Origin of the sequence: Rhodococcus erythropolis R138 (genome assembly GCF_000696675.2) — a bacterium.
Lineage (GTDB): Bacteria > Actinomycetota > Actinomycetes > Mycobacteriales > Mycobacteriaceae > Rhodococcus_F > Rhodococcus_F erythropolis.
In genome coordinates this window covers 5,054,605-5,071,644 of record NZ_CP007255.1, presented here as the reverse complement: position 1 = coordinate 5,071,644, position 17,040 = coordinate 5,054,605, and the positions used below count along the sequence as shown (strand labels likewise).

General features: G+C 61.9%; 20 protein-coding genes. 11 read left to right on the top strand and 9 right to left on the bottom strand.

The features are described from left to right. Positions 1-189: 189 nt before the first annotated feature. The 4 genes from mdo (at position 190) to H351_RS23100 (ending at position 4,557) form a co-directional block, all read left to right on the top strand. On the top strand, positions 190-1,464 hold the full coding sequence (mdo, locus tag H351_RS23115) for an NDMA-dependent methanol dehydrogenase (protein ID WP_003942095.1): 1,275 nt from the start codon (positions 190-192) through the stop codon (positions 1,462-1,464). A gap of 86 nt (positions 1,465-1,550) precedes the next feature. After that, on the top strand, positions 1,551-2,633 hold the full coding sequence (locus H351_RS23110) for a MadB family AAA-type ATPase (protein ID WP_029254875.1): 1,083 nt from the start codon (positions 1,551-1,553) through the stop codon (positions 2,631-2,633). Then, a complete protein-coding gene (gene madC, locus H351_RS23105; RefSeq protein WP_029254876.1) occupies positions 2,630-4,153 on the top strand; it encodes a MadC family VWA domain-containing protein in 1,524 nt (507 codons plus the stop codon). Before H351_RS23110 ends, madC begins: the two co-directional genes overlap by 4 nt. A 56-nt stretch (positions 4,154-4,209) precedes the next feature. Then, a complete protein-coding gene (locus H351_RS23100; RefSeq protein ID WP_020968992.1) occupies positions 4,210-4,557 on the top strand; it encodes a hypothetical protein in 348 nt (115 codons plus the stop codon). Here the strand turns inward: H351_RS23100 and H351_RS23095 are convergent. Together H351_RS23095 and H351_RS23090 are read right to left on the bottom strand one after the other, a co-directional pair. Next, positions 4,546-4,965, bottom strand: coding sequence for an RNHCP domain-containing protein (locus H351_RS23095; protein ID WP_029254877.1), 420 nt, complete (start codon positions 4,963-4,965; stop codon positions 4,546-4,548). The genes H351_RS23100 and H351_RS23095 overlap by 12 nt on opposite strands. A 15-nt stretch (positions 4,966-4,980) precedes the next feature. Further along, positions 4,981-5,343, bottom strand: coding sequence for an RNHCP domain-containing protein (locus H351_RS23090; RefSeq protein ID WP_003941922.1), 363 nt, complete (start codon positions 5,341-5,343; stop codon positions 4,981-4,983). Positions 5,344-5,763: 420 nt separating this feature from the next. Here H351_RS23090 and H351_RS23085 point away from each other — a divergent pair, with 420 nt between their 5' ends. Genes H351_RS23085 through H351_RS23075 form a run of 3 tightly spaced genes read left to right on the top strand, consistent with a single transcriptional unit; the run spans position 5,764 to position 9,099 of the window. After that, on the top strand, positions 5,764-6,969 hold the full coding sequence (locus H351_RS23085; protein ID WP_078377468.1) for an iron-containing alcohol dehydrogenase: 1,206 nt from the start codon (positions 5,764-5,766) through the stop codon (positions 6,967-6,969). 58 nt (positions 6,970-7,027) lie between these two features. Next, complete coding sequence (locus H351_RS23080) at positions 7,028-8,419, top strand: MadS family sensor histidine kinase (protein ID WP_024487311.1); 1,392 nt, start codon at positions 7,028-7,030, stop codon at positions 8,417-8,419. Beyond that, positions 8,416-9,099 carry a MadR family response regulator transcription factor gene (locus tag H351_RS23075; RefSeq protein ID WP_019744264.1) on the top strand — a complete coding sequence of 228 codons (684 nt, stop codon included), beginning with the start codon at positions 8,416-8,418 and terminating at the stop codon, positions 9,097-9,099. The genes H351_RS23080 and H351_RS23075 overlap by 4 nt, the downstream gene beginning before the upstream one ends. Here the strand turns inward: H351_RS23075 and H351_RS23070 are convergent. Continuing rightward, on the bottom strand, positions 9,096-9,635 hold the full coding sequence (locus H351_RS23070; RefSeq protein WP_029254880.1) for an RNA polymerase subunit sigma: 540 nt from the start codon (positions 9,633-9,635) through the stop codon (positions 9,096-9,098). The two genes, H351_RS23075 and H351_RS23070, sit on opposite strands and share 4 nt — an antisense overlap. Positions 9,636-9,718: 83 nt before the next feature. Next, entirely contained in the window at positions 9,719-10,213 is a 495-nt protein-coding gene (locus H351_RS23065; protein ID WP_019744262.1) for a GbsR/MarR family transcriptional regulator, read from the bottom strand. A gap of 68 nt (positions 10,214-10,281) precedes the next feature. Between H351_RS23065 and H351_RS23060 the strand changes: the two genes are divergently transcribed. Together H351_RS23060 and H351_RS23055 are read left to right on the top strand one after the other, a co-directional pair. After that, on the top strand, positions 10,282-11,217 hold the full coding sequence (locus tag H351_RS23060) for an ABC transporter ATP-binding protein (RefSeq protein ID WP_020906854.1): 936 nt from the start codon (positions 10,282-10,284) through the stop codon (positions 11,215-11,217). Continuing rightward, on the top strand, positions 11,214-12,884 hold the full coding sequence (locus H351_RS23055; RefSeq protein WP_029254881.1) for an ABC transporter permease: 1,671 nt from the start codon (positions 11,214-11,216) through the stop codon (positions 12,882-12,884). The genes H351_RS23060 and H351_RS23055 overlap by 4 nt, the downstream gene beginning before the upstream one ends. A 23-nt stretch (positions 12,885-12,907) precedes the next feature. Here the strand turns inward: H351_RS23055 and H351_RS23050 are convergent, their stop codons facing one another. Then, the gene (locus H351_RS23050; protein ID WP_029254882.1) at positions 12,908-13,696 is read right to left on the bottom strand and encodes a thioesterase family protein; all 789 of its coding nucleotides are present in this window, start codon (positions 13,694-13,696) and stop codon (positions 12,908-12,910) included. A gap of 233 nt (positions 13,697-13,929) precedes the next feature. After that, on the bottom strand, positions 13,930-14,406 hold the full coding sequence (locus H351_RS23045) for a MaoC/PaaZ C-terminal domain-containing protein (protein WP_029254883.1): 477 nt from the start codon (positions 14,404-14,406) through the stop codon (positions 13,930-13,932). 104 nt (positions 14,407-14,510) lie between these two features. On the opposite strand from H351_RS23045, the gene H351_RS23040 reads away from it, so the two are divergent. Continuing rightward, the gene (locus tag H351_RS23040; RefSeq protein WP_019744256.1) at positions 14,511-14,936 is read left to right on the top strand and encodes a DUF6314 family protein; all 426 of its coding nucleotides are present in this window, start codon (positions 14,511-14,513) and stop codon (positions 14,934-14,936) included. A 16-nt stretch (positions 14,937-14,952) separates the two neighbouring features. Here H351_RS23040 and H351_RS23035 read toward each other — a convergent pair whose 3' ends face one another. After that, a complete protein-coding gene (locus H351_RS23035; RefSeq protein WP_003942061.1) occupies positions 14,953-15,165 on the bottom strand; it encodes a TOBE domain-containing protein in 213 nt (70 codons plus the stop codon). Positions 15,166-15,307: 142 nt separating this feature from the next. Here H351_RS23035 and H351_RS23030 point away from each other — a divergent pair, with 142 nt between their 5' ends. Continuing rightward, a complete protein-coding gene (locus H351_RS23030; RefSeq protein ID WP_019744255.1) occupies positions 15,308-15,511 on the top strand; it encodes a DUF4287 domain-containing protein in 204 nt (67 codons plus the stop codon). Positions 15,512-15,517: 6 nt separating this feature from the next. Here H351_RS23030 and mftM read toward each other — a convergent pair whose 3' ends face one another. Both mftM and mftR read right to left on the bottom strand, forming a co-directional pair. Further along, entirely contained in the window at positions 15,518-16,351 is an 834-nt protein-coding gene (gene mftM / locus H351_RS23025) for a mycofactocin oligosaccharide methyltransferase MftM (protein WP_029254884.1), read from the bottom strand. A 28-nt stretch (positions 16,352-16,379) separates the two neighbouring features. Beyond that, the gene (gene mftR, locus H351_RS23020) at positions 16,380-16,979 is read right to left on the bottom strand and encodes a mycofactocin system transcriptional regulator (protein ID WP_019744253.1); all 600 of its coding nucleotides are present in this window, start codon (positions 16,977-16,979) and stop codon (positions 16,380-16,382) included. Between the last annotated feature and the right edge of the window lie 61 nt (positions 16,980-17,040).

The window sequence follows — 17,040 nt, the reverse complement described above, 5'->3', positions numbered from 1 at the left end:
GCGGTCCGGGGTGGCGACGACCTGCCCGAACGGGCGGTTTGCGGGCGGCGTCCGGGCGGTTGAGCTGCCGAAGTCTGTGCACGGGGTGTTTGTCGGTACACAGTGGGAACCAGGTGAGACGCCGGTCACAAAGAATCGGCTCGAATCCCTCCCGCAGTCACATTCGTGCACATCCATGAGGAGATACCGATGGCTATCGAGCTCAACCAGATCTGGGACTTTCCGATCAAGGAGTTCCACCCCTTCCCGCGCGCCCTGATGGGTGTGGGCGCTCACGACATCATCGGTGTGGAGGCCAAGAATCTCGGCTTCAAGCGCACCCTTCTGATGACGACCGGTCTGCGCGGTTCGGGCATCATCGAGGAACTCGTCGGCAAGATCGAGTACCAGGGTGTCGAGGTCGTGCTCTACGACAAGGTCGAGTCGAATCCCAAGGACTACAACGTCATGGAGGCCGCGGCTCTCTATCAGAAGGAGAAGTGCGACTCGATCATCTCGATCGGCGGTGGTTCGAGCCACGACGCCGCCAAGGGTGCTCGCGTCGTGATCGCACACGACGGTCGCAACATCAACGAGTTCGAGGGCTTTGCCAAGTCCACCAACAAGGAGAACCCGCCGCACATCGCCGTATCCACCACGGCTGGAACGGGATCCGAGACGTCGTGGGCATACGTCATCACTGACACCTCGGACATGAACAACCCGCACAAGTGGGTGGGCTTCGACGAGGCGACCATCGTCACGTTGGCGATCGACGATCCGCTGCTCTACTACACCTGCCCTCAGCATTTCACCGCGTACTGCGGCTTCGACGTACTCGCGCACGGCAGTGAGCCTTTCGTTTCTCGTCTCGATTTCGCGCCTTCGCTCGGTAACGCGATCTACTCGGTCGAGTTGGTCGCGAAGAACCTGCGCGAGGCCGTCTTCGAGCCGCGTAACCTCAAGGCGCGCGAGGGAATGATGAACGCGCAGTACATTGCCGGACAGGCCTTCAACTCCGGTGGCCTCGGCATCGTTCACTCGATCTCGCACGCGGTCAGTGCATTCTTCGACAGCCACCACGGTTTGAACAACGCCATCGCGTTGCCGCGTGTGTGGGAGTACAACCTGCCTTCGCGCTACGAGCGCTACGCCCAGTTGGCCGGCGCACTCGGTGTCGACACTCGCAACCTCACCACGGTTCAGGCCGCGGATGCTGCCGTCGAGGCTGCCATCCGTCTGGCCAAGGACGTCGGTATCCCCGACAACTTCGGGCAGGTTCGCACAGACTCGTACGCGAAGAACCAGATGAACACCAAGAAGTACGAGGGTCGTGGTGATGTCATCAAGGGTGACGAGAAGACTGTGCGCGCCATCTCCGAGCACATTCAGGACGACTGGTGCACCCCGGGTAACCCCCGTGAGGTCACTGTGGAGTCGATGATCCCGGTTGTCGATCACGCGATCAACAAGTCGTACTTCTAGCAGGGCCTTCGGCCCCGTGCGCGCTTAAGGAGTCCAGAGACTCCTCGAGCGCGCACAGGGGCTGTGCCCCTATCGAAAGGTATTCCATGTCCGGTCGCAGTTTCTCCAGCGGAATCGAAGTGAAAGATGCTCTGCGAGAGCAGGACTACATTGCCGATGACGAGTTCGCGGTAGTCGTTCATCTGGCGACGGCGCTGGGGCGTCCGCTCCTGCTCGAAGGGCCGGCCGGTGTCGGCAAGACGGAACTGGCGAAGTCTCTGGCTGCGATCGGGGGCCGCAAACTGGTGCGATTGCAGTGCTACGAAGGGCTGGACGACAATCGCGCCCTGTACGAATGGGACTACGCGAAGCAACTCCTGCACGTGCAGATGCTTCGCGACCGGATCAGTGATCAGGTTTCCGAATTCGACAGCGTCGCCGAAGCGTCGAAGTTTCTGGCCGATCAGGATTTCGGGTTGTACTCCGAGAACTTCCTGTCCGTGCGGCCGCTGCTCGAAGCTATCCTCTCGCCCGATCCGGTAGTGCTTCTGGTCGACGAGGTGGACCGCACCGAGGAATCGATGGAAGCACTGCTCCTGGAGATTCTCGCCGAACAGCAGATCACCATTCCCGAGGTCGGTACGTTCGTTGCCCGCTCGCAGCCCTGGGTCATCCTGACGTCCAACGACACCCGCGAGCTCTCACCCGCGCTCAAGCGTCGTTGTCTGCATTACCATCTCGGCTATCCGACGTCGGAGCGTGAACGCGAGATCGTCACGGCCCGAGCGCCGGAGGTGGATGCGGCTACGGCCACCGAGGTTGTCGAATTGGCTCGCATCTTGCGTGATCTCCCGCTGCGTAAGAGCCCGTCCATCTCGGAGGTCATCGACGCGGCCAGAGCGGCAACAGTGCTCGCCGCCAGCGGATTCGACACCGCTTCCGACGCCAAGGTGCGCGACATCCTGCTCACGGCGTTGCTCAAGTACTCGTCAGATGTGACGCTGGCCAAGGAACGATTCGACGGAAAGCGTCTCGAATCACCGTCGCGTGACGGTGGTGAGCCGATCGAGCGATCCACGGTGGCAAGCAAACCCGCCAACACGACGACGGCCGTGTTCCGGGGGACCGGTGGACGTGACCCCCATCAACAGGGAATCCGCGGCGGCAGCGGAATCCGTTCGACGCGATGACGACGCTCGGTGGCCTCGCCGTGTGGCAACCGTCGTTTGTTCTCGACGTGGTGTCCGCGAGTTTCGGCCGATTGCTGAGGGCGGCCGGAGTTTCCGCGTCACCGGCCGAGGTCATCGAGGTTCGGCGTGTACTCGCGATGGTCGGAGCTTCGGATCGTGAGACGTTGCGCGCATGTCTTCGGGCAGTGTGCGCCAAGTATTCTCACGAACAGGCCGGTTTCGATCGGGCGTTCGACGCGCTGTTCCGGCCTGCCGCAGGCAAAGCGCACGCCGAGCGGATGGCTTCGCGCGCCGAGGTGGCGGACGGTCTGCCCACCGCGCTGGGGATCGACGAGGATCAAGAAGTAGGCCGGTATGCCGAGTACAACGAGCGTGCGGCCGAGGTCGGCGACTACTTCGACACTCCGGAAGCGGAGAAGGGGTTCAACCCGCACAAGGACGACGACGATGTGTCGATGACGTCCAGCGATGCGGAACTGTCGGTGGATACCGGTTCGGAGACCGGTCGACGGGGAGTCAGCTACACGGTCGACGTGGACCGTGCCGCGTCGGCAGTGGTCGGCGACCTGAGCACCAGTGTTGCTGCAGCAGTGATCGGTTCGTTGTCCTGGGACGATCCGACGTCGATCCTCGCCTGGCTGGATGCATACGACCCGAGCAAAGCGTATGCGGACGTCTCCGACGACGGGCCGCTGACGCAGGCGCAACTGAACCGGCTCGTCGAGGCGGTCGAAGCGTTCGTGCAAGCACTCTCGGCCGCTGCACTCGCCGAAAGCGCTCCCGATGCGCCCGACAGCGAATCTGCTGCGGGCGCAACGCACAACGACATCGAACTCGCGTGCCACGAGGTGCTTCGGCGGATGAGAGGACCGTCCAGACCGCGGCCCCGGGACCGCTCTCGAGGGCATCTCGACATGCGACGCACGGTGCGTTCGAGTCTGCGCACCGACGGAATTCCCTTCCATCTGGTCGTGAAAGCTCCTCGCCCCGATCGTGTTCGACTACTTCTCATCGCAGACGTGTCGCTGTCCGTGCGCCCGATCACCGCGTTCACTCTGCGGTTGGCTCAGGCAATGCATCGCCGGGCAGATCGTTGTGAAGTCCTCGCATTCGTCGATCGTCCGGTCGACGTGACCGACACCCTTCTCGCCAGTAGCGGTGACGGCGCACTCGCTGCGGTACTCGCGCACCCGGGTCTGGATCTGGAAGCCAGCAGCGATTACGGTCGAGTGCTCACAGAATTGTTGGACGAGCACGGAAACGCTTTGAATTCACGGACGTCCGTCATCATCGTGGGCGACGGTCGGTGCAACGGGTTGCCCCCTCAGGTGGACAAGCTCGAGGAACTCCGCCGAAAGGTTCACCGTCTGGCCTGGATCACGCCTGAACCTCAGCGCTACTGGAACCAGGCGTCGTGCGCGATGCCGGAGTATTCGGAGATCTGCGACGAGGTTGTTGTTGCCCGAGATGCCGCGCAACTGATGGCAAAGGCCGCTGAACTGGGGCACGCACTTCGCTGATGTCACTGCACTTCACCGATGTCACTGCGCGATCCGTCGTGAACTAGTTTGATCTCATGTCCGAAATCAGGGGATCGATCTGGCGGCCGATCGCGGCGCTGACAGTGCTCGGCGCCGTGTGTGGGCTGGTGGCGCTCGGCGTGTTTCAGTGGTGGTGGAACTCGTTGGCATCACCTCACATTCTCACCGGCGGGTCCTATCGGGAGCCGTTTGCCGAGCCGACATACACCGGGCCCATATTCATGGACCTCTTTCCGGCAGAACCTGCCCCGTGGCTGTATTCGGGACTGGTCCTCGGACCGACGGCGGTCGGCTTGCTTGCCGGGATCGTGTTCGTGGTGTTCGTCCGGCGTAATCGCGCGCAGGACCGCGCGATTACGCCGGACGATCGATCAGAGCGCTAGCAACGCACGCGAGCCCAGTCGAGGATCCGCCAAGGGGCGTAGCGCCAACCGCAGCAAGACCAAGGCGTTGTCGTCGCCGGCGATCCTGTTGACTTTCAACGTATTGCACTCGATGCACTGGTGAACGAGCATCCACTCACCGTCCTGCCGTACCGACAGGGACAGCGCCGCCATGGCACCTCTGCACTGTTGTGCTCGGTCGCCCGGAACGCGACCATCGACGTGGCGGCTTGCCAGACAGTTCGGGCAGTGGTTCCGATGAGCGGTACCCGGCGCCGCAATGGAGATGTCCAAACGGCATGTGAGACAACGGAAGCTCGATCCTTGTTCGCCGCCGATTCCGTGCAATACGTGCTTGGTCCGTTGCGGTGCCCGCCGCGCGCGGGTGCTGGGATTCCTACGTGGCATCTGCTTTCTCACCCCTCACAAGTCGCCGAAGGCTTCGAGCGGGAAGGGTGGTTGTGCGAGCGGCCGCACCGCCATCCTCATCAACAACAACTGGTTGTCGTCACGGCTGACGGGGTTGGAGGTGAGTTCGAGGCACTGTGCGCAGCGGTGGATGATCATCCAATCGCCGCTTCGCAGCACCGCGATCGAAATGGGGGCCATCCGCATTCCGCAGTCCGACGGTCCACCTTCCACCTGGTCGAACAGGTGTCGGGAATGCAGGCAACTGGGGCAGTGGTTTCGGCGATCACCATCGGGGCCGTACGTCATGACGGTGAGTCCGCACTGAATGCACGAGAAGGTGTCGGTTTTCGAGATGGAATTGTGTGATTGAGGCACTGGAGAACTCCTAGCTGAGTGAACAAAGCAGGTAGGAGCAGGCCGAGTGGCCTCGCGGCTGTCAGTCCGTCGTTTCGGGGATCAGCAAGTGACCCTCGAGGTTGCCGGCAGTGCAGGGGCGAGAGGCGCGCTCGGCGCGGGCTGGGTCATAAACACCTTCTGGATCGGTACTACGGGCCGCTCTGGCCAGAACCGAAAGTACAACGGGACCTGATTGCCGCGCCATCTATTTTCCGGCGACGACTACCTGCCCAAACGGGTAGGTAAGTGCCTCTCCTTCGGTGGGTGTGCCCCGACTGCTGTCCGCGTAGGCTCGGGGCCAGCACTTGTAAGGTGGATCACACCAGTTGGTGCTCGGGCGAGCGAGCTGGGAATTCGCGAAGCGGTGATCTCGGTGCCGCGCGAGAGGAGAGTGGGGTCGTGTCCGTGGCATATCCGGATGCTGTGAACCACGGTGTTCATCGCCGCGGCACTGCTGCTCGACTGGTCAAATTTCACGCCCCCGAGATCGTCTTCGGTATCGGTTCCCTGGTCGAGGCAGCACACGCGACTCTGCGGTTCGGCGGGTTCCGCCCGTTTCTGGTCACCGATCCCGGCTTGATCGACGCGGGGTGGGTCAGCGAACTCGAGGACCATCTCACGGAGCAGGGCTTGACCGCGACAGTGTGGTCAGGGCTGACGCCCAACCCCAAGGACTTCGAGATCGCGGCCGGTTTCGAGGTGTACCAGGAAGGCGAGTGCGACGTCATCATCGCGCTCGGTGGCGGTTCCGTCATCGACGCGGCTAAAGGTGTAGCCGTCCTCGCTGCCAACGGCGGCAACATACTCGACTACGAGGGTGTCGATCAGGCGACAAAACCGATCCCGCCGTTGGTGATGGTTCCCACCACGTCCGGAACGGGCGCTGACGTGTCGCAGTTCTGCATCGTCACGGACACGACCCGCGGCACCAAGATCACCATCATCGGCCGTGCCCTGGTGCCAGATGTGACGGTCATCGATCCGCGGTTGCTCACGACGATGCCCGAGTGGCTCAATGCAGCAACGGGATTGGATGCACTGACGCACGGAATCGAAGCCTTCGTCTCACTGGCGCACAATCCGTTGACCGATCATCACGCGCTCCGCGCGGTCGGCCTCGTAACGGAGAATCTGGTGCACACGATCCAGGACCCGATGGAGATGGAAGCTCGATCGGTGATGGCGCAGGCGAGTCTCGAGGCCGGGTTGGCGTTCACCAACGCGATACTCGGAGCCGCGCACGCCATGAGCCATCAGGTGGGCGGCATGCTTGATCTGCCACATGGCGTCATCAACGGAATTCTGTTGCCCCACGTCATCCGATTCAATTCCACGACGGATGCTGCCCCCTTTGTTGCCATCGCTGCGGCACTGAGCCTTCCTGAACAGCACGGCACCCCGGAGGAAGCAGCGCTGGCGGTGGCCGACCGGGTCGAACGTCTTGCCCGGGAGGTTGGGGTCCCGAAGGGGCTGGGGGAGTTGGGTGTTCGCGAGGAAGACCTCAGTCGACTTGCCAGCTTCGCGTTGCTCGACGCCTGCATGTCCACCAATCCCAGGGAAGCGACGCAGGAGCAGATGGTGGCGTTGTTCCGAGGTGCGTTGTGAAGAGGGACAGTGTGATGCGGTGCAGGGTGATGCGGTGCAGGGTGAAGCGGTGCAGACGATGACCGCGGACCTGTCGCGGCTCACCGGATTACGTTCGGGTAAGAGTTCGTTTTATCCGCAGTACCGCGGCGCTGCCGAGCGTCTCGAACGCGTCGTGCATGCGTTGGAATTGATCTCGCGGGCTTTGGTGCGGACCGTCGAGGGGCCGGAAACCCTCGTCTGCGCGGTCGCGGAAGCCGCCCGTGCTCATCTGAGTGCCAACTGGATAGTCTTCGCCTTGGCCGACGGAACATTGCCCGACGCCGGACCACGGCGATTGGTTCTCGGCCCGGACGCCACCCCATTTCTGGTCGACAACGTGGAGGGGCCACCCCTTCCGGAGGACGTCGTCGAATGTCTCGACGACATCCGGTGCGGAAGAATCGAATCAAACTCGGTGATCGACGCTCACTACGCGTTTGTGCCGATCGTGCTCGGCGGCGGTGTGGTCGGCGCCTTTGCTGCCTGGACGCCGGCCAACCGGACGCTCGATACGACGGACGGTGCTGTGCTCAGCATTCTGGCCAGCCAGACTGCTGTGGCCCTGCAGAACTCGGCGCTCTACCAGCGCGGACAACTGCTGCTCGAACGAGCCGAAGACGCATATGCGGAGGCCAATCGCACTGCAGCCGACCTCGCGGTGCGCAACAGCGAATTGGAGTCCACGCAGCGTCAACTCGGAGTGGCTCACCGGCACCAGGTGGTCGACGACGAACGGCACCGGATCGCCCGCGAACTTCACGACAGCGTGACACAGGCTGTGTTGTCGGCCGGCATGCAGATCGAGGTCTGCCGGAGCGACATCCCGGAGGCGGAACGCAGTGAAAGGCTGGACTTGGCAAAGGATTTGACCAGGCGGGCGGTCGAGCAGCTTCGCTCGGCGATCTACGCGCTCAATCATTCCTCGGACGCGGACCGGACGTCGCTGCCCGAGATGCTCGAGCAGCTCGGCGTGGTTCACATGCCGGACGAGTTGGCGGTCAGCGTTCGCGTCGGCGGTACCCCGACCGAGCTTCCAGGCGATGCCGAACACGCTCTTCTGCGGATCGCGGGGGAGGCACTGTTCAATGTTGCGGTGCATGCCCATGCGAGTCGAGCGGTCCTGCGGTTGACCTATCGAGCGGATACGGTGTTGCTGTCGGTTTCCGACGACGGTGACGGCGACCCTGCGCGGATGCGTCTGATCCTCAAACTCGCAGCCACCAACGACGTCGACGGCCGTCATCGCGGACTGGCGAACATGCAGACACGAACTCTCGAGTTGGGTGGTGCGCTCGAAGTACGGCGCGCGCGGATCGGTGGAATTCAGATTCTCGTGCGACTGCCACTACCACTGCCACAGGCACTTCCGCTCCAGGCGGATGTCGACAATCTTTGCTCCACCACTGAAATCGAGAGCGAGGAATCATGACCACTGCGCGTCCCGTCATCACCCGCGGAGCATCGCCGGTTCAGGGATTGGTTCGAATCGTCCTGGTCGACGACCATGCAATTTTGCGGCAAGGGCTCCGCTCGGTTCTCGAGCGCGAAAGCGACCTCGAGATCGTGGGGGAGGCTTCGTCTCTCGCCGAGGCGCTTGCCGTGGTCGACAAGGTGGGCCCGGACATCGTCTTGATGGATCTGAAACTCTCCGCCAGTTCCGACTACGAGGGACTGACCCTTTGTGGCCAGTTGTCCACGGCGCATCCCGGGCTCGGACTGTTGGTTCTCACCACCTTTCTCGACGATCAACTGGTGGTGCGAGCGGTACACGCGGGTGCTCGCGGCTATGTCGTCAAAGACGTCGACACCACCGAATTGGTGCGTGCGATCAGGGCGGTCTCGCGGGGTGAGAGTGCGTTCGATTCTCGCAGCGCATCGGCTGTCGTCCGATCGCTCAACGGGCAGTCGTCATCCAAAGAACGATTGACCGATCGTGAACTCGAAGTACTGAGACTGCTCGCAAACGGCTTGTCCAACATCAAGATCGGTGAGCGACTGTTCATCTCGCCGACCACGGTCAAGTTCCACGTCAGCAACATCATGCGCAAACTCGAGGTGAGTCGGCGAGCAGAGGCCGTCTACGCCGCGAGTAAGCAAGGTCTGATCTAGCTCCGCTCGGAGACCGCCCAGGCGCGCAGCGCCTGATGCTGTACGAGGAGCACGCTCGATCGAGTTGTGCGCAGAGTCGACGCGGTCATCTCGGCAGTCAGACCCACTGCGATTCGCAATACCAGGACCTCACGTTGGTCGTCGGTGAGGCGACGTGGGCGTTTGAATTGTCCGTCGATGTTGCGTGACTGGGGAATTGACGCAATCCGTTGCGAGGCCAACTCGTAGGCGAAGTTCTCGATGCGTGTGTCGGCCGAGATCGTTTCGGACATTCGTGTGACGACGTCCAGGGTGTATTGATGGGCGAGATCGTCGGCGAATGTTGCGACAGGCGTCCCGAGAAGCCTGGCGCGATAGTAGAGAACGACGCGAGGGTGCAATCGGGCCAGGAGTTTCGACAGTGCGTGATGATCGCCGGCGAATGCCCCGGCGGCGTTGCGGTTCAAGGAAATCGATTGTTCACAGGTTTCGGGTGAAGCGGTTCGTGCGGAGGGTGGCGTCGGTGAAGTCTTCGCGCCCCTGATCGACAGCTTCATCAACAACTCCTCGGGTACAGCGCACCTCATCATGCTGGAACGAGAATTGAGGTACCCCACCGAAAATGCGGGTAAACCTGAAGTTACCTTCCAGGTGTCCTGTCTTTTCGCTGGGAGCGCCAGTCCGCGAGCATGCGCGGCATTTCCGCGGCCATGAAGTCGAAGAAGTCGCGCAGATCTTCCATACGATCGCCGGCCGTAGTGCCTTCACCGAGGACCCGAATGCCCTCGTCCGCAACTGCCGAGACCTGGTAGAGGGACGATTGTTTCGTGACAAACGCGTCGGCCCACATGTCGACGCTGACGCAGTAGTGCTGACGCCTCGATCCGGGGACGGCCACTCGCTCGATCAATCCGACTTGCTGGAGGTATCTGACTGCTCCGGAAATGGCGGCGGGGCTCACTCCCAATCGGGATCCGAGATCTCCTGGCGTGGACGAGGGTGTCTCGCTGGTCATCAACGCGGCCCACACGCGGGCAGGCATCGGCGGAAAACCCATGTCGCTCAGAACGAGTGAGAGTCGTTCGACAAAATGTCGGCTCTCGTCCGGTGCAACGGTGTGGCTGGTGTCGGTCATCGGAACCCTTCGATCTTTTCTTCTTTTCTATCTTCACACATTTGTGAAATCGGCGTACGGTCAAATTCATGGGTGCGGCAATTTCAGTGAAAAGCCTCGTCAAGACCTTCGGTACCACCCGCGCGCTGGACGGCCTCGACCTCGAAGTCTCAGCAGGTGAAGTGCACGGATTCCTGGGACCGAACGGCTCTGGAAAGTCGACCACTATTCGGGTGCTCCTCGGCCTGCTCCGCTCGGACTCCGGAGACGCAACTGTTCTCGGCGGCGATCCGTGGCGAGACGCTGTTACCTTGCATCGACGTCTCGCTTACGTGCCTGGCGACGTGAATCTGTGGCCCAACCTCACCGGCGGGGAGGCTATCGATCTGTTGGCGGGTCTGCGCGGTGGCTTGGACCGAAAACGCCGCAGCGAGTTGCTCGATCGCTTCGAACTTGACCCGACCAAGAAGGCGCGGACGTACTCGAAAGGTAATCGGCAGAAGGTTGCACTCGTGGCGGCCTTTTCGTCCGACGTCGACCTTTACGTACTCGACGAACCGACATCGGGGCTCGACCCGTTGATGGAAGCGGTGTTTCAGGACTGCGTCGAGGAGGTGGCTCACGCCGGAAAGACGGTCCTGCTGTCGAGCCACATCCTCGCCGAGGTCGAAGCGCTGTGCGATCGCGTGAGCATCATCCGCGACGGGCGGACGGTGGAAGAGGGAACGCTGTCCGAACTCAGGCATCTCACGCGCACGTCCATCTCGGCGGAGACACAGCGCCAGATCGGCGGACTCGACGGGCTCGGCGGTGTCCACGACGCGGTGATCGACGGTAACCACGTCACCTGCGAAGTTGACAGCGCGCAACTCGGACCACTCATGACGTACTTGGTCGGATTCGGAATCGTGGCGCTCACTTCCACTCCGCCGACACTCGAAGAACTCTTCTTGCGTCATTACGGTGACGAGCGCGCCAGGGAGGCTTCGGTCCACCTGCGAGCCGAGACCGGTGTACGGCCATGACCGTTGCTGTCGAGGCCGCTCCACCGGTACCTGCCTCGGCAAGTCAATTCACCGGCACACGCCGACTGGTCCGGCTGGCTTTGCGACGGGACCGAATTCAGCTTTCCGTGTGGGTCATCTCGATCGTCCTGTTCATGCTGCTCGTCGTCGCCAGTGTGACCGGGCTGTACTCGACCCCCGAGGAATTGCGAAACATCGCAGTCAGTTCCGCGGTATCGCCGGTGGCGCTGGCGACCAACGGAATCGTGTCCGGCGATTCGCAGGGCGCGATAGTCGCCAGTCAGTCGGTGCTCGTGTTCGCGTTGGTGGCGGCATTGATGAGCACCCTTGCGGTGGTTCGGCATACACGACAGAACGAGGAGACCGGCCGTGCCGAGATGATCGGTGCTGCGGTGGCTGGTCGGCGAGCGCTTCTGACCTCCGCACTGATTGTCACGGTCGGTGCGAACGTGGTTCTGACACTGGGAATTGCCCTGGGATCGATCGCCGTCGGTTTGCCTGTCGTTGGTTCGCTCGCGTTGGGTGCTTCGATAGGTGGGACCGGAATCGCGTTTGCCGGTGTGGCGGCGGTGACTGCGCAGATCACGGACGGTGCTCGTACGGCCAACGGTCTGGCGGGTGCCGCGATCGGTGTTGCCTTCATGCTGCGCGCGATCGGCGACGTGAACAGTACGGTCGTCGACGACGGAACTCGCGTGGTGAGCGGTTGGTTGTCGTGGCTTTCGCCGATCGGATGGGCGCAACAGATCAGACCTTTCGACGACGATGCCTGGTGGATCCTGTTGTTGCTGATCGGATTTGCGGTTGTGCATGTGATGGTGGCGTTTGTTCTCATCAGCCATCGTGATCAGGGAGCGGGGCTCGTGCAGCCCCGGCCCGGCCCACCGACCGCAGCATCGTGGTTGCCGTCGGCTTGGGGCCTGGCCTGGCGCATGCAGCGAATGACGATGTTCTGGTGGATCTTTGCCGTTGTCATTCTCGGGTTCGCCTACGGCGCTGTGGGCAACGAGATCGACGCGATGGTGGGATCGTCGCAGCAGACCGCGGAGATGTTCGAGAAACTTGGTGGCGGCGGTACGGATCTGGTGGATTCGTACTTGGCCACTGCGCTCGGTCTCACCTCGATCGTCATCGCGGCATATTCGGTCCAGAGTCTTCTCCGGATGCGGGGTGAGGAAACATCGGGACGGCTCGAACCGTTGCTGGCAACCTCTTTGTCGCGGTGGAGGTGGATGCTTTCCCACCTGGGTGTGGTTGTGGGTGGGGTGATCCTCGCGCACGTCTTGATGGGTGCCTTCACCGGATTTGCCTTCGGGCTCGTCACGGATGACGTCGGCGGCAACACACTTCGCATGACTGGCGCCGCCTTGGCCTATCTACCCGCGGTGCTTGTAGTCGTGGGGTTGGTGTCGTTGGCTTTCGGACTGTTTCCGACCTACGCGTCGGCGCTCTCCTGGGGAATCTTGGCGGCATGCATCGTGCTCGGGCAACTCGGAACGTTGCTGAAGCTTCCACAGTTAGTGCTGGATCTGTCACCCTTCACCCACGTGCCGGGTGCCCCCGCCGAGCCAGTGACAGTTCTACCGCTGCTGGCAATGATCGTTGTGGCAGTAGTGCTTTCGATAGCATCGCTTGTTGCGTTCCGTCGTCGCGACCTCCAGGGGTAGTAGGACTGAACTCAATTGGGAGTTCAACCCAGAATTCGACGAAGCTGGCGAGCCCGAGCGGCGAGCCGTCCGGTCGAGTCGAATAGTTCGGATTCGTCAACACAGAGAGTGTCTGTCGCCCAGGCGGTCCCGTGGCGTAGGCGATACCACGGTGACAGTGTTCGGGGATCTGCCGTGAGGTGCTCCGGTGTGAAATGCGCGGTGAACTCGATAGTGGGTATAGCCACGGGCATCGTCAGTGTTGCGAACAATCCGGGCGGAAGCGCGTCGAGAAGGACCGCGGCGCGCTCTTGGGCCGTGAAATCGAGGTCTGTGAGCAATCGGATCCAGACGTCGAATTCCGGGGCGTCGCCACCGGCGAACGGCCTCGCGGAATTGATCGGCCGGATGTCGAGGTGCTGGGAGAACGGCACAAAATCCACCGGGATCTCCAGCGGCGGCAGGGTTGACGGGTCGGCCGGAGTCGGTTCGGCGACAGGGGCGGACATCGTTGTGCCTCCTGTGTCGCGGGCTAGCCGAACGAGAGCGGATCCCGAACCGGTCAGCGTGACGTGGCAACTGACGGTCCGCCCGCCCCGCATATCGTCGACAGTCAGCTCGGCCGGCCCCGGAGGGACGGGGCGGTCCAGGTGCGCCGTGACTGCCAGAGGTTCGGCTCCGGACGCGTCGGCAGCCACTCGCAGCATCCGTGCAACGGCGAGTCCGCCCTGAATGCCGTCGAAACTCCGCCAGCTGGAGTCGAATTCGGTGTGATGACACGCTGCGTCGGTCGACGGCGATACCGTCGCGGACGCCTGACTATTAATTGCCATAGTCAGCACCCTAGATGCTGACTATGGCTATGGCAAGCTAGGGTCTACTCGGGAGTGCTGGACGACCCACCGAAGAGCATGTAGATGAGGATCTGAAGAATGCCGAGAGGATTGATCTCGCCGAGGCTGCTCATGTGTGAGGAACTCCTGTTTGCGGGGATGGGTACTGTTGCGTCGCAACGTCACTGAAAGTACGGCAATTCAGACAATGCGGTGCGGAATTTACCGATAATTCACTGTCCGCGAGTCGGGCGACAGTGCAGGTAGGCGTCAGTGACTACGTCGAGAACGCGATTGCCGTCTGCATCGACCAATTTCGCTGTGATGGTGACCAATCCCCGCGCGCGATTGTCGAACACGACGTTGTCGACGGTGACCTTTCCGCTCAGGGTGTCACCGGGGCGAAGTGGACGTAGGAAGCTCACGTCGCGCATGGACTTTCCGGCGATCACGTTCCACTGGTCGTAGAGACTGGCGACCACCAACTTCTGGCAGATCGACAGGGTGTGCAGCCCGCTGGCGATCAACCCGCCGAAGACCCCGGACCCGGCGGCTTCCTTGTCGATGTGAAACCACTGGGGATCCCACTGGGTTGCGAACTCGACGATCTCCTCTTCGGTCACCGAATACGAGCCCAATGGGATCACTTGGCCGATCTCGAGATCTTCTGCGAACACTGTGCGTTGGTGAAGGGCGGCCGAATCGTTCATGTCTGTGTGAATCTCCTGCGTGTTCCGGATGTACTCGGAACATACTCCCCGCAGTGCGTTCGGCCCCTTCGCAAGTCCTTGTCCAGGGTCACTAGAATCGTCACATGGTTGACGACGCGAAGATCGAGCCGAGGGCGCTGGCAGGAACGTGGCACTTCGAGCGCGACATAGTCGACCGCCTTTCCGGTTCCACCAAGCATGTCTTCGGCGAGACCACTATCTCCGACGCCGGTGACGGTCGGATGCGCTGGTACGAGAGTGGCACTCTGCGTGACGGCGATCTGGAATTGCCAGTGTTCCGCACTCTGTTCATTGCAAAGCGCGGCCTCGAATGGGCCGTGACATTCGAAGACGGCAGAGAGTTCCACGACTGGGCACCGGGGGAGGAAGTCGAGCACCTGTGCGGTGCGGACACCTACCGCGGGCGAATCGACGTCACTGCAGTAGATGGATCGGCTTGGGCGGTCGTCTGGACCGTGACGGGGCCGAGCAAGAACTACACGATGACCACGCATCTCACCCGGCCCTGATCGCAGCGATCACCAGTTATTCGACGCCGATCGTCACCTCGGTGGACTTCACGAATACCGTTGCAGCTTGGCCTGGTTCGAGGTCGAGATCCAGTGCGGCATCGCGGGTGATCGACGAAGTCACGATCTGGTTGCCGCCGTCCAACTTCACCTTGACCGTTGCCATGACGGTGCCGAGGTTGACCTCGGTGATGGTGCCGGTGAGTTGATTTCGTGTGGACAGTCGCATCTCTGAAACTCCTGTGCTCTGGGGTGGGTGTACTTCGACCATAATCCGATGGTCGCGTATCTACCCAGCGATTCCGCAGGTGCGGACATGCGGGCACCGCAGGTGCGCGAATATTGTCGGGCGGTGGAGGTAGATTCCGGTCATGACTGAACCCGTGAAAGGCCCGGCGTCGTATTTTCCGTCGATCGAGAAGAAATACGGTCGGCCGATCGGTGAGTGGCAAGAGCTGATCAAAAGCTCAGACCTCACCAAGCACATGGAATTGGTGAATTGGTTGAAGTCGGAGCACGGGATGGGGCATGGGCACGCGAATGCACTTGTCGCCCATACGCTGAAAGAAGGCTAGTTCTTTTCAGGCGGCCGATGCGTCCAGCACCAACCAGCCGCCGTGATGCTCGAATACCTCGAACGGCACACCGGTCTGCCGGCCGACCGCACACAGTGACTCGAGATCGAACGTTCGGATGTGGCCGTGGCACGCGGTGGCTTCGTCTTCGAAGGGGACGGCTATGACGACCCGTTGACGTGCGATTCGGAGTGCCTGCGCGATCACGGCTTCGCCGACCGAGTCGTCGACGTGCTCGAGGAGATGAATTGCGGTGACGGTGTCGGCGCTGTTGTCCGGTGCCGGTACTTCACCCGCGTCGCAGATCACCGTGTCGATCGTGATGCCGAGTTCGGGGGCTACCGCGTCGAGCAGGATCATCGTTCCGGGCAGGATGTCCGTGGCGGTCACGTCCATTCCGGCGCGCGCGAGCCGCAGGGGCAGGAAACCGAAGCAGGAACCCAGATCGAGTACGGAACCGCGAACCAGTTCTTCGGCTTTGTCGTGAATCGGCGCGAAATCTGCAGTGCCGTCCAGTAGTTCGGCAAGGGAGTTCCGGTAGTAGGTGGTCCAGGATTCGAGAGCGCCGTCCACGGTGGACCGAACCAGTCCGACCATCGTCAACTCGAATTCGTCCTGACCGAACTCCGCGTCCTGGATCGACGAGGTGACTCCGGCTACGAGTCGCTCGCTCAGATCGGCGGGAGTGAGGGAGTGCCTGACGTGGAGTCGGCCGCCTCGACGATCGAGCGAGATCGGACCGGAATCGACACGTTCGACGGTGACATGCCCGAACGACCACAAGCCCGGCGTCGACGGTGCCAGTGAATCCAGGACCGGTTCGTTCGTGATGGTGGACATGATCGCCTTTCTCAGGTGGTGATGCTTCTCAGGTGGTGATGCCGGTCCGCAAGGACTGCGTACCTGTTTTCAAGAGTTCCGGTAGCTCGAGTGAATCGTCGGTGAGCCACTGTTCGTACGCCGACATGGCGACCCCGAGCAGAAGATAGCCGACCGTGCGTGGGCCGTGATCGGTCGGCTCGAGATTCATTCGGCGTGCGACGTAGTCGGCGACCACCTGCCGCCAACCTTCGTACATCACCACAGAGTATGCCTGAAGCGTCGGAACTTCGAGGATCAATTCCATCCGTTTGCGATGTACCGCAGTCTCTTCCGGTGGGAAGGTGTTGAACGTCAACAATGCGGATTCGAGTGCGTCGACCAACGGTATGTCAGCGGGCAGTGAATCCAGGTGCTCGCGCATCTCGTCGAGATGTCCGTCGAAGTCGCCCCAGGGGACGGCGTTCTTGGACGGAAAGTAGCGAAAGAAAGTCCGACGCGCGATGCCGGCGGCGTCGGCTATCTGGTCGACGCTCACCTCGTTGAAGCCGACGGTGGAGAACAGTTCGATGCCGATCGTGCTGATTCCCTCCCTCGTTGTGGAGGGGCGACGACCTATCCGAGCGGACGGTTTCTTGCGGCTACGCATACTTTTTTCGCTCCATGTGTGTCATTCTGCACTCGATGCCATTACAGTGGTGAACCGAGTC

Excerpts from the sequence above, each read along its gene's own strand:
- H351_RS23095 (WP_029254877.1), bottom strand. The coding sequence starts at position 4,965 with ATGCCACGTAGGAATCCCAGCACCCGCGCGCGGCGGGCACCGCAACGG.
- madC (WP_029254876.1), top strand. The coding sequence starts at position 2,630 with ATGACGACGCTCGGTGGCCTCGCCGTGTGGCAACCGTCGTTTGTTCTC.
- H351_RS23045 (WP_029254883.1), bottom strand. The coding sequence starts at position 14,406 with ATGAACGATTCGGCCGCCCTTCACCAACGCACAGTGTTCGCAGAAGAT.
- mftR (WP_019744253.1), bottom strand. The coding sequence starts at position 16,979 with ATGCGTAGCCGCAAGAAACCGTCCGCTCGGATAGGTCGTCGCCCCTCC.
- mftM (WP_029254884.1), bottom strand. The coding sequence starts at position 16,351 with ATGTCCACCATCACGAACGAACCGGTCCTGGATTCACTGGCACCGTCG.
- H351_RS23070 (WP_029254880.1), bottom strand. The coding sequence starts at position 9,635 with ATGAAGCTGTCGATCAGGGGCGCGAAGACTTCACCGACGCCACCCTCC.
- H351_RS23055 (WP_029254881.1), top strand. The coding sequence starts at position 11,214 with ATGACCGTTGCTGTCGAGGCCGCTCCACCGGTACCTGCCTCGGCAAGT.
- H351_RS23035 (WP_003942061.1), bottom strand. The coding sequence starts at position 15,165 with ATGCGACTGTCCACACGAAATCAACTCACCGGCACCATCACCGAGGTC.
- H351_RS23040 (WP_019744256.1), top strand. The coding sequence starts at position 14,511 with ATGGTTGACGACGCGAAGATCGAGCCGAGGGCGCTGGCAGGAACGTGG.
- H351_RS23030 (WP_019744255.1), top strand. The coding sequence starts at position 15,308 with ATGACTGAACCCGTGAAAGGCCCGGCGTCGTATTTTCCGTCGATCGAG.
- H351_RS23075 (WP_019744264.1), top strand. The coding sequence starts at position 8,416 with ATGACCACTGCGCGTCCCGTCATCACCCGCGGAGCATCGCCGGTTCAG.
- H351_RS23100 (WP_020968992.1), top strand. The coding sequence starts at position 4,210 with ATGTCCGAAATCAGGGGATCGATCTGGCGGCCGATCGCGGCGCTGACA.
- H351_RS23110 (WP_029254875.1), top strand. The coding sequence starts at position 1,551 with ATGTCCGGTCGCAGTTTCTCCAGCGGAATCGAAGTGAAAGATGCTCTG.
- mdo (WP_003942095.1), top strand. The coding sequence starts at position 190 with ATGGCTATCGAGCTCAACCAGATCTGGGACTTTCCGATCAAGGAGTTC.
- H351_RS23065 (WP_019744262.1), bottom strand. The coding sequence starts at position 10,213 with ATGACCGACACCAGCCACACCGTTGCACCGGACGAGAGCCGACATTTT.
- H351_RS23050 (WP_029254882.1), bottom strand. The coding sequence starts at position 13,696 with ATGGCAATTAATAGTCAGGCGTCCGCGACGGTATCGCCGTCGACCGAC.
- H351_RS23080 (WP_024487311.1), top strand. The coding sequence starts at position 7,028 with ATGACCGCGGACCTGTCGCGGCTCACCGGATTACGTTCGGGTAAGAGT.
- H351_RS23060 (WP_020906854.1), top strand. The coding sequence starts at position 10,282 with ATGGGTGCGGCAATTTCAGTGAAAAGCCTCGTCAAGACCTTCGGTACC.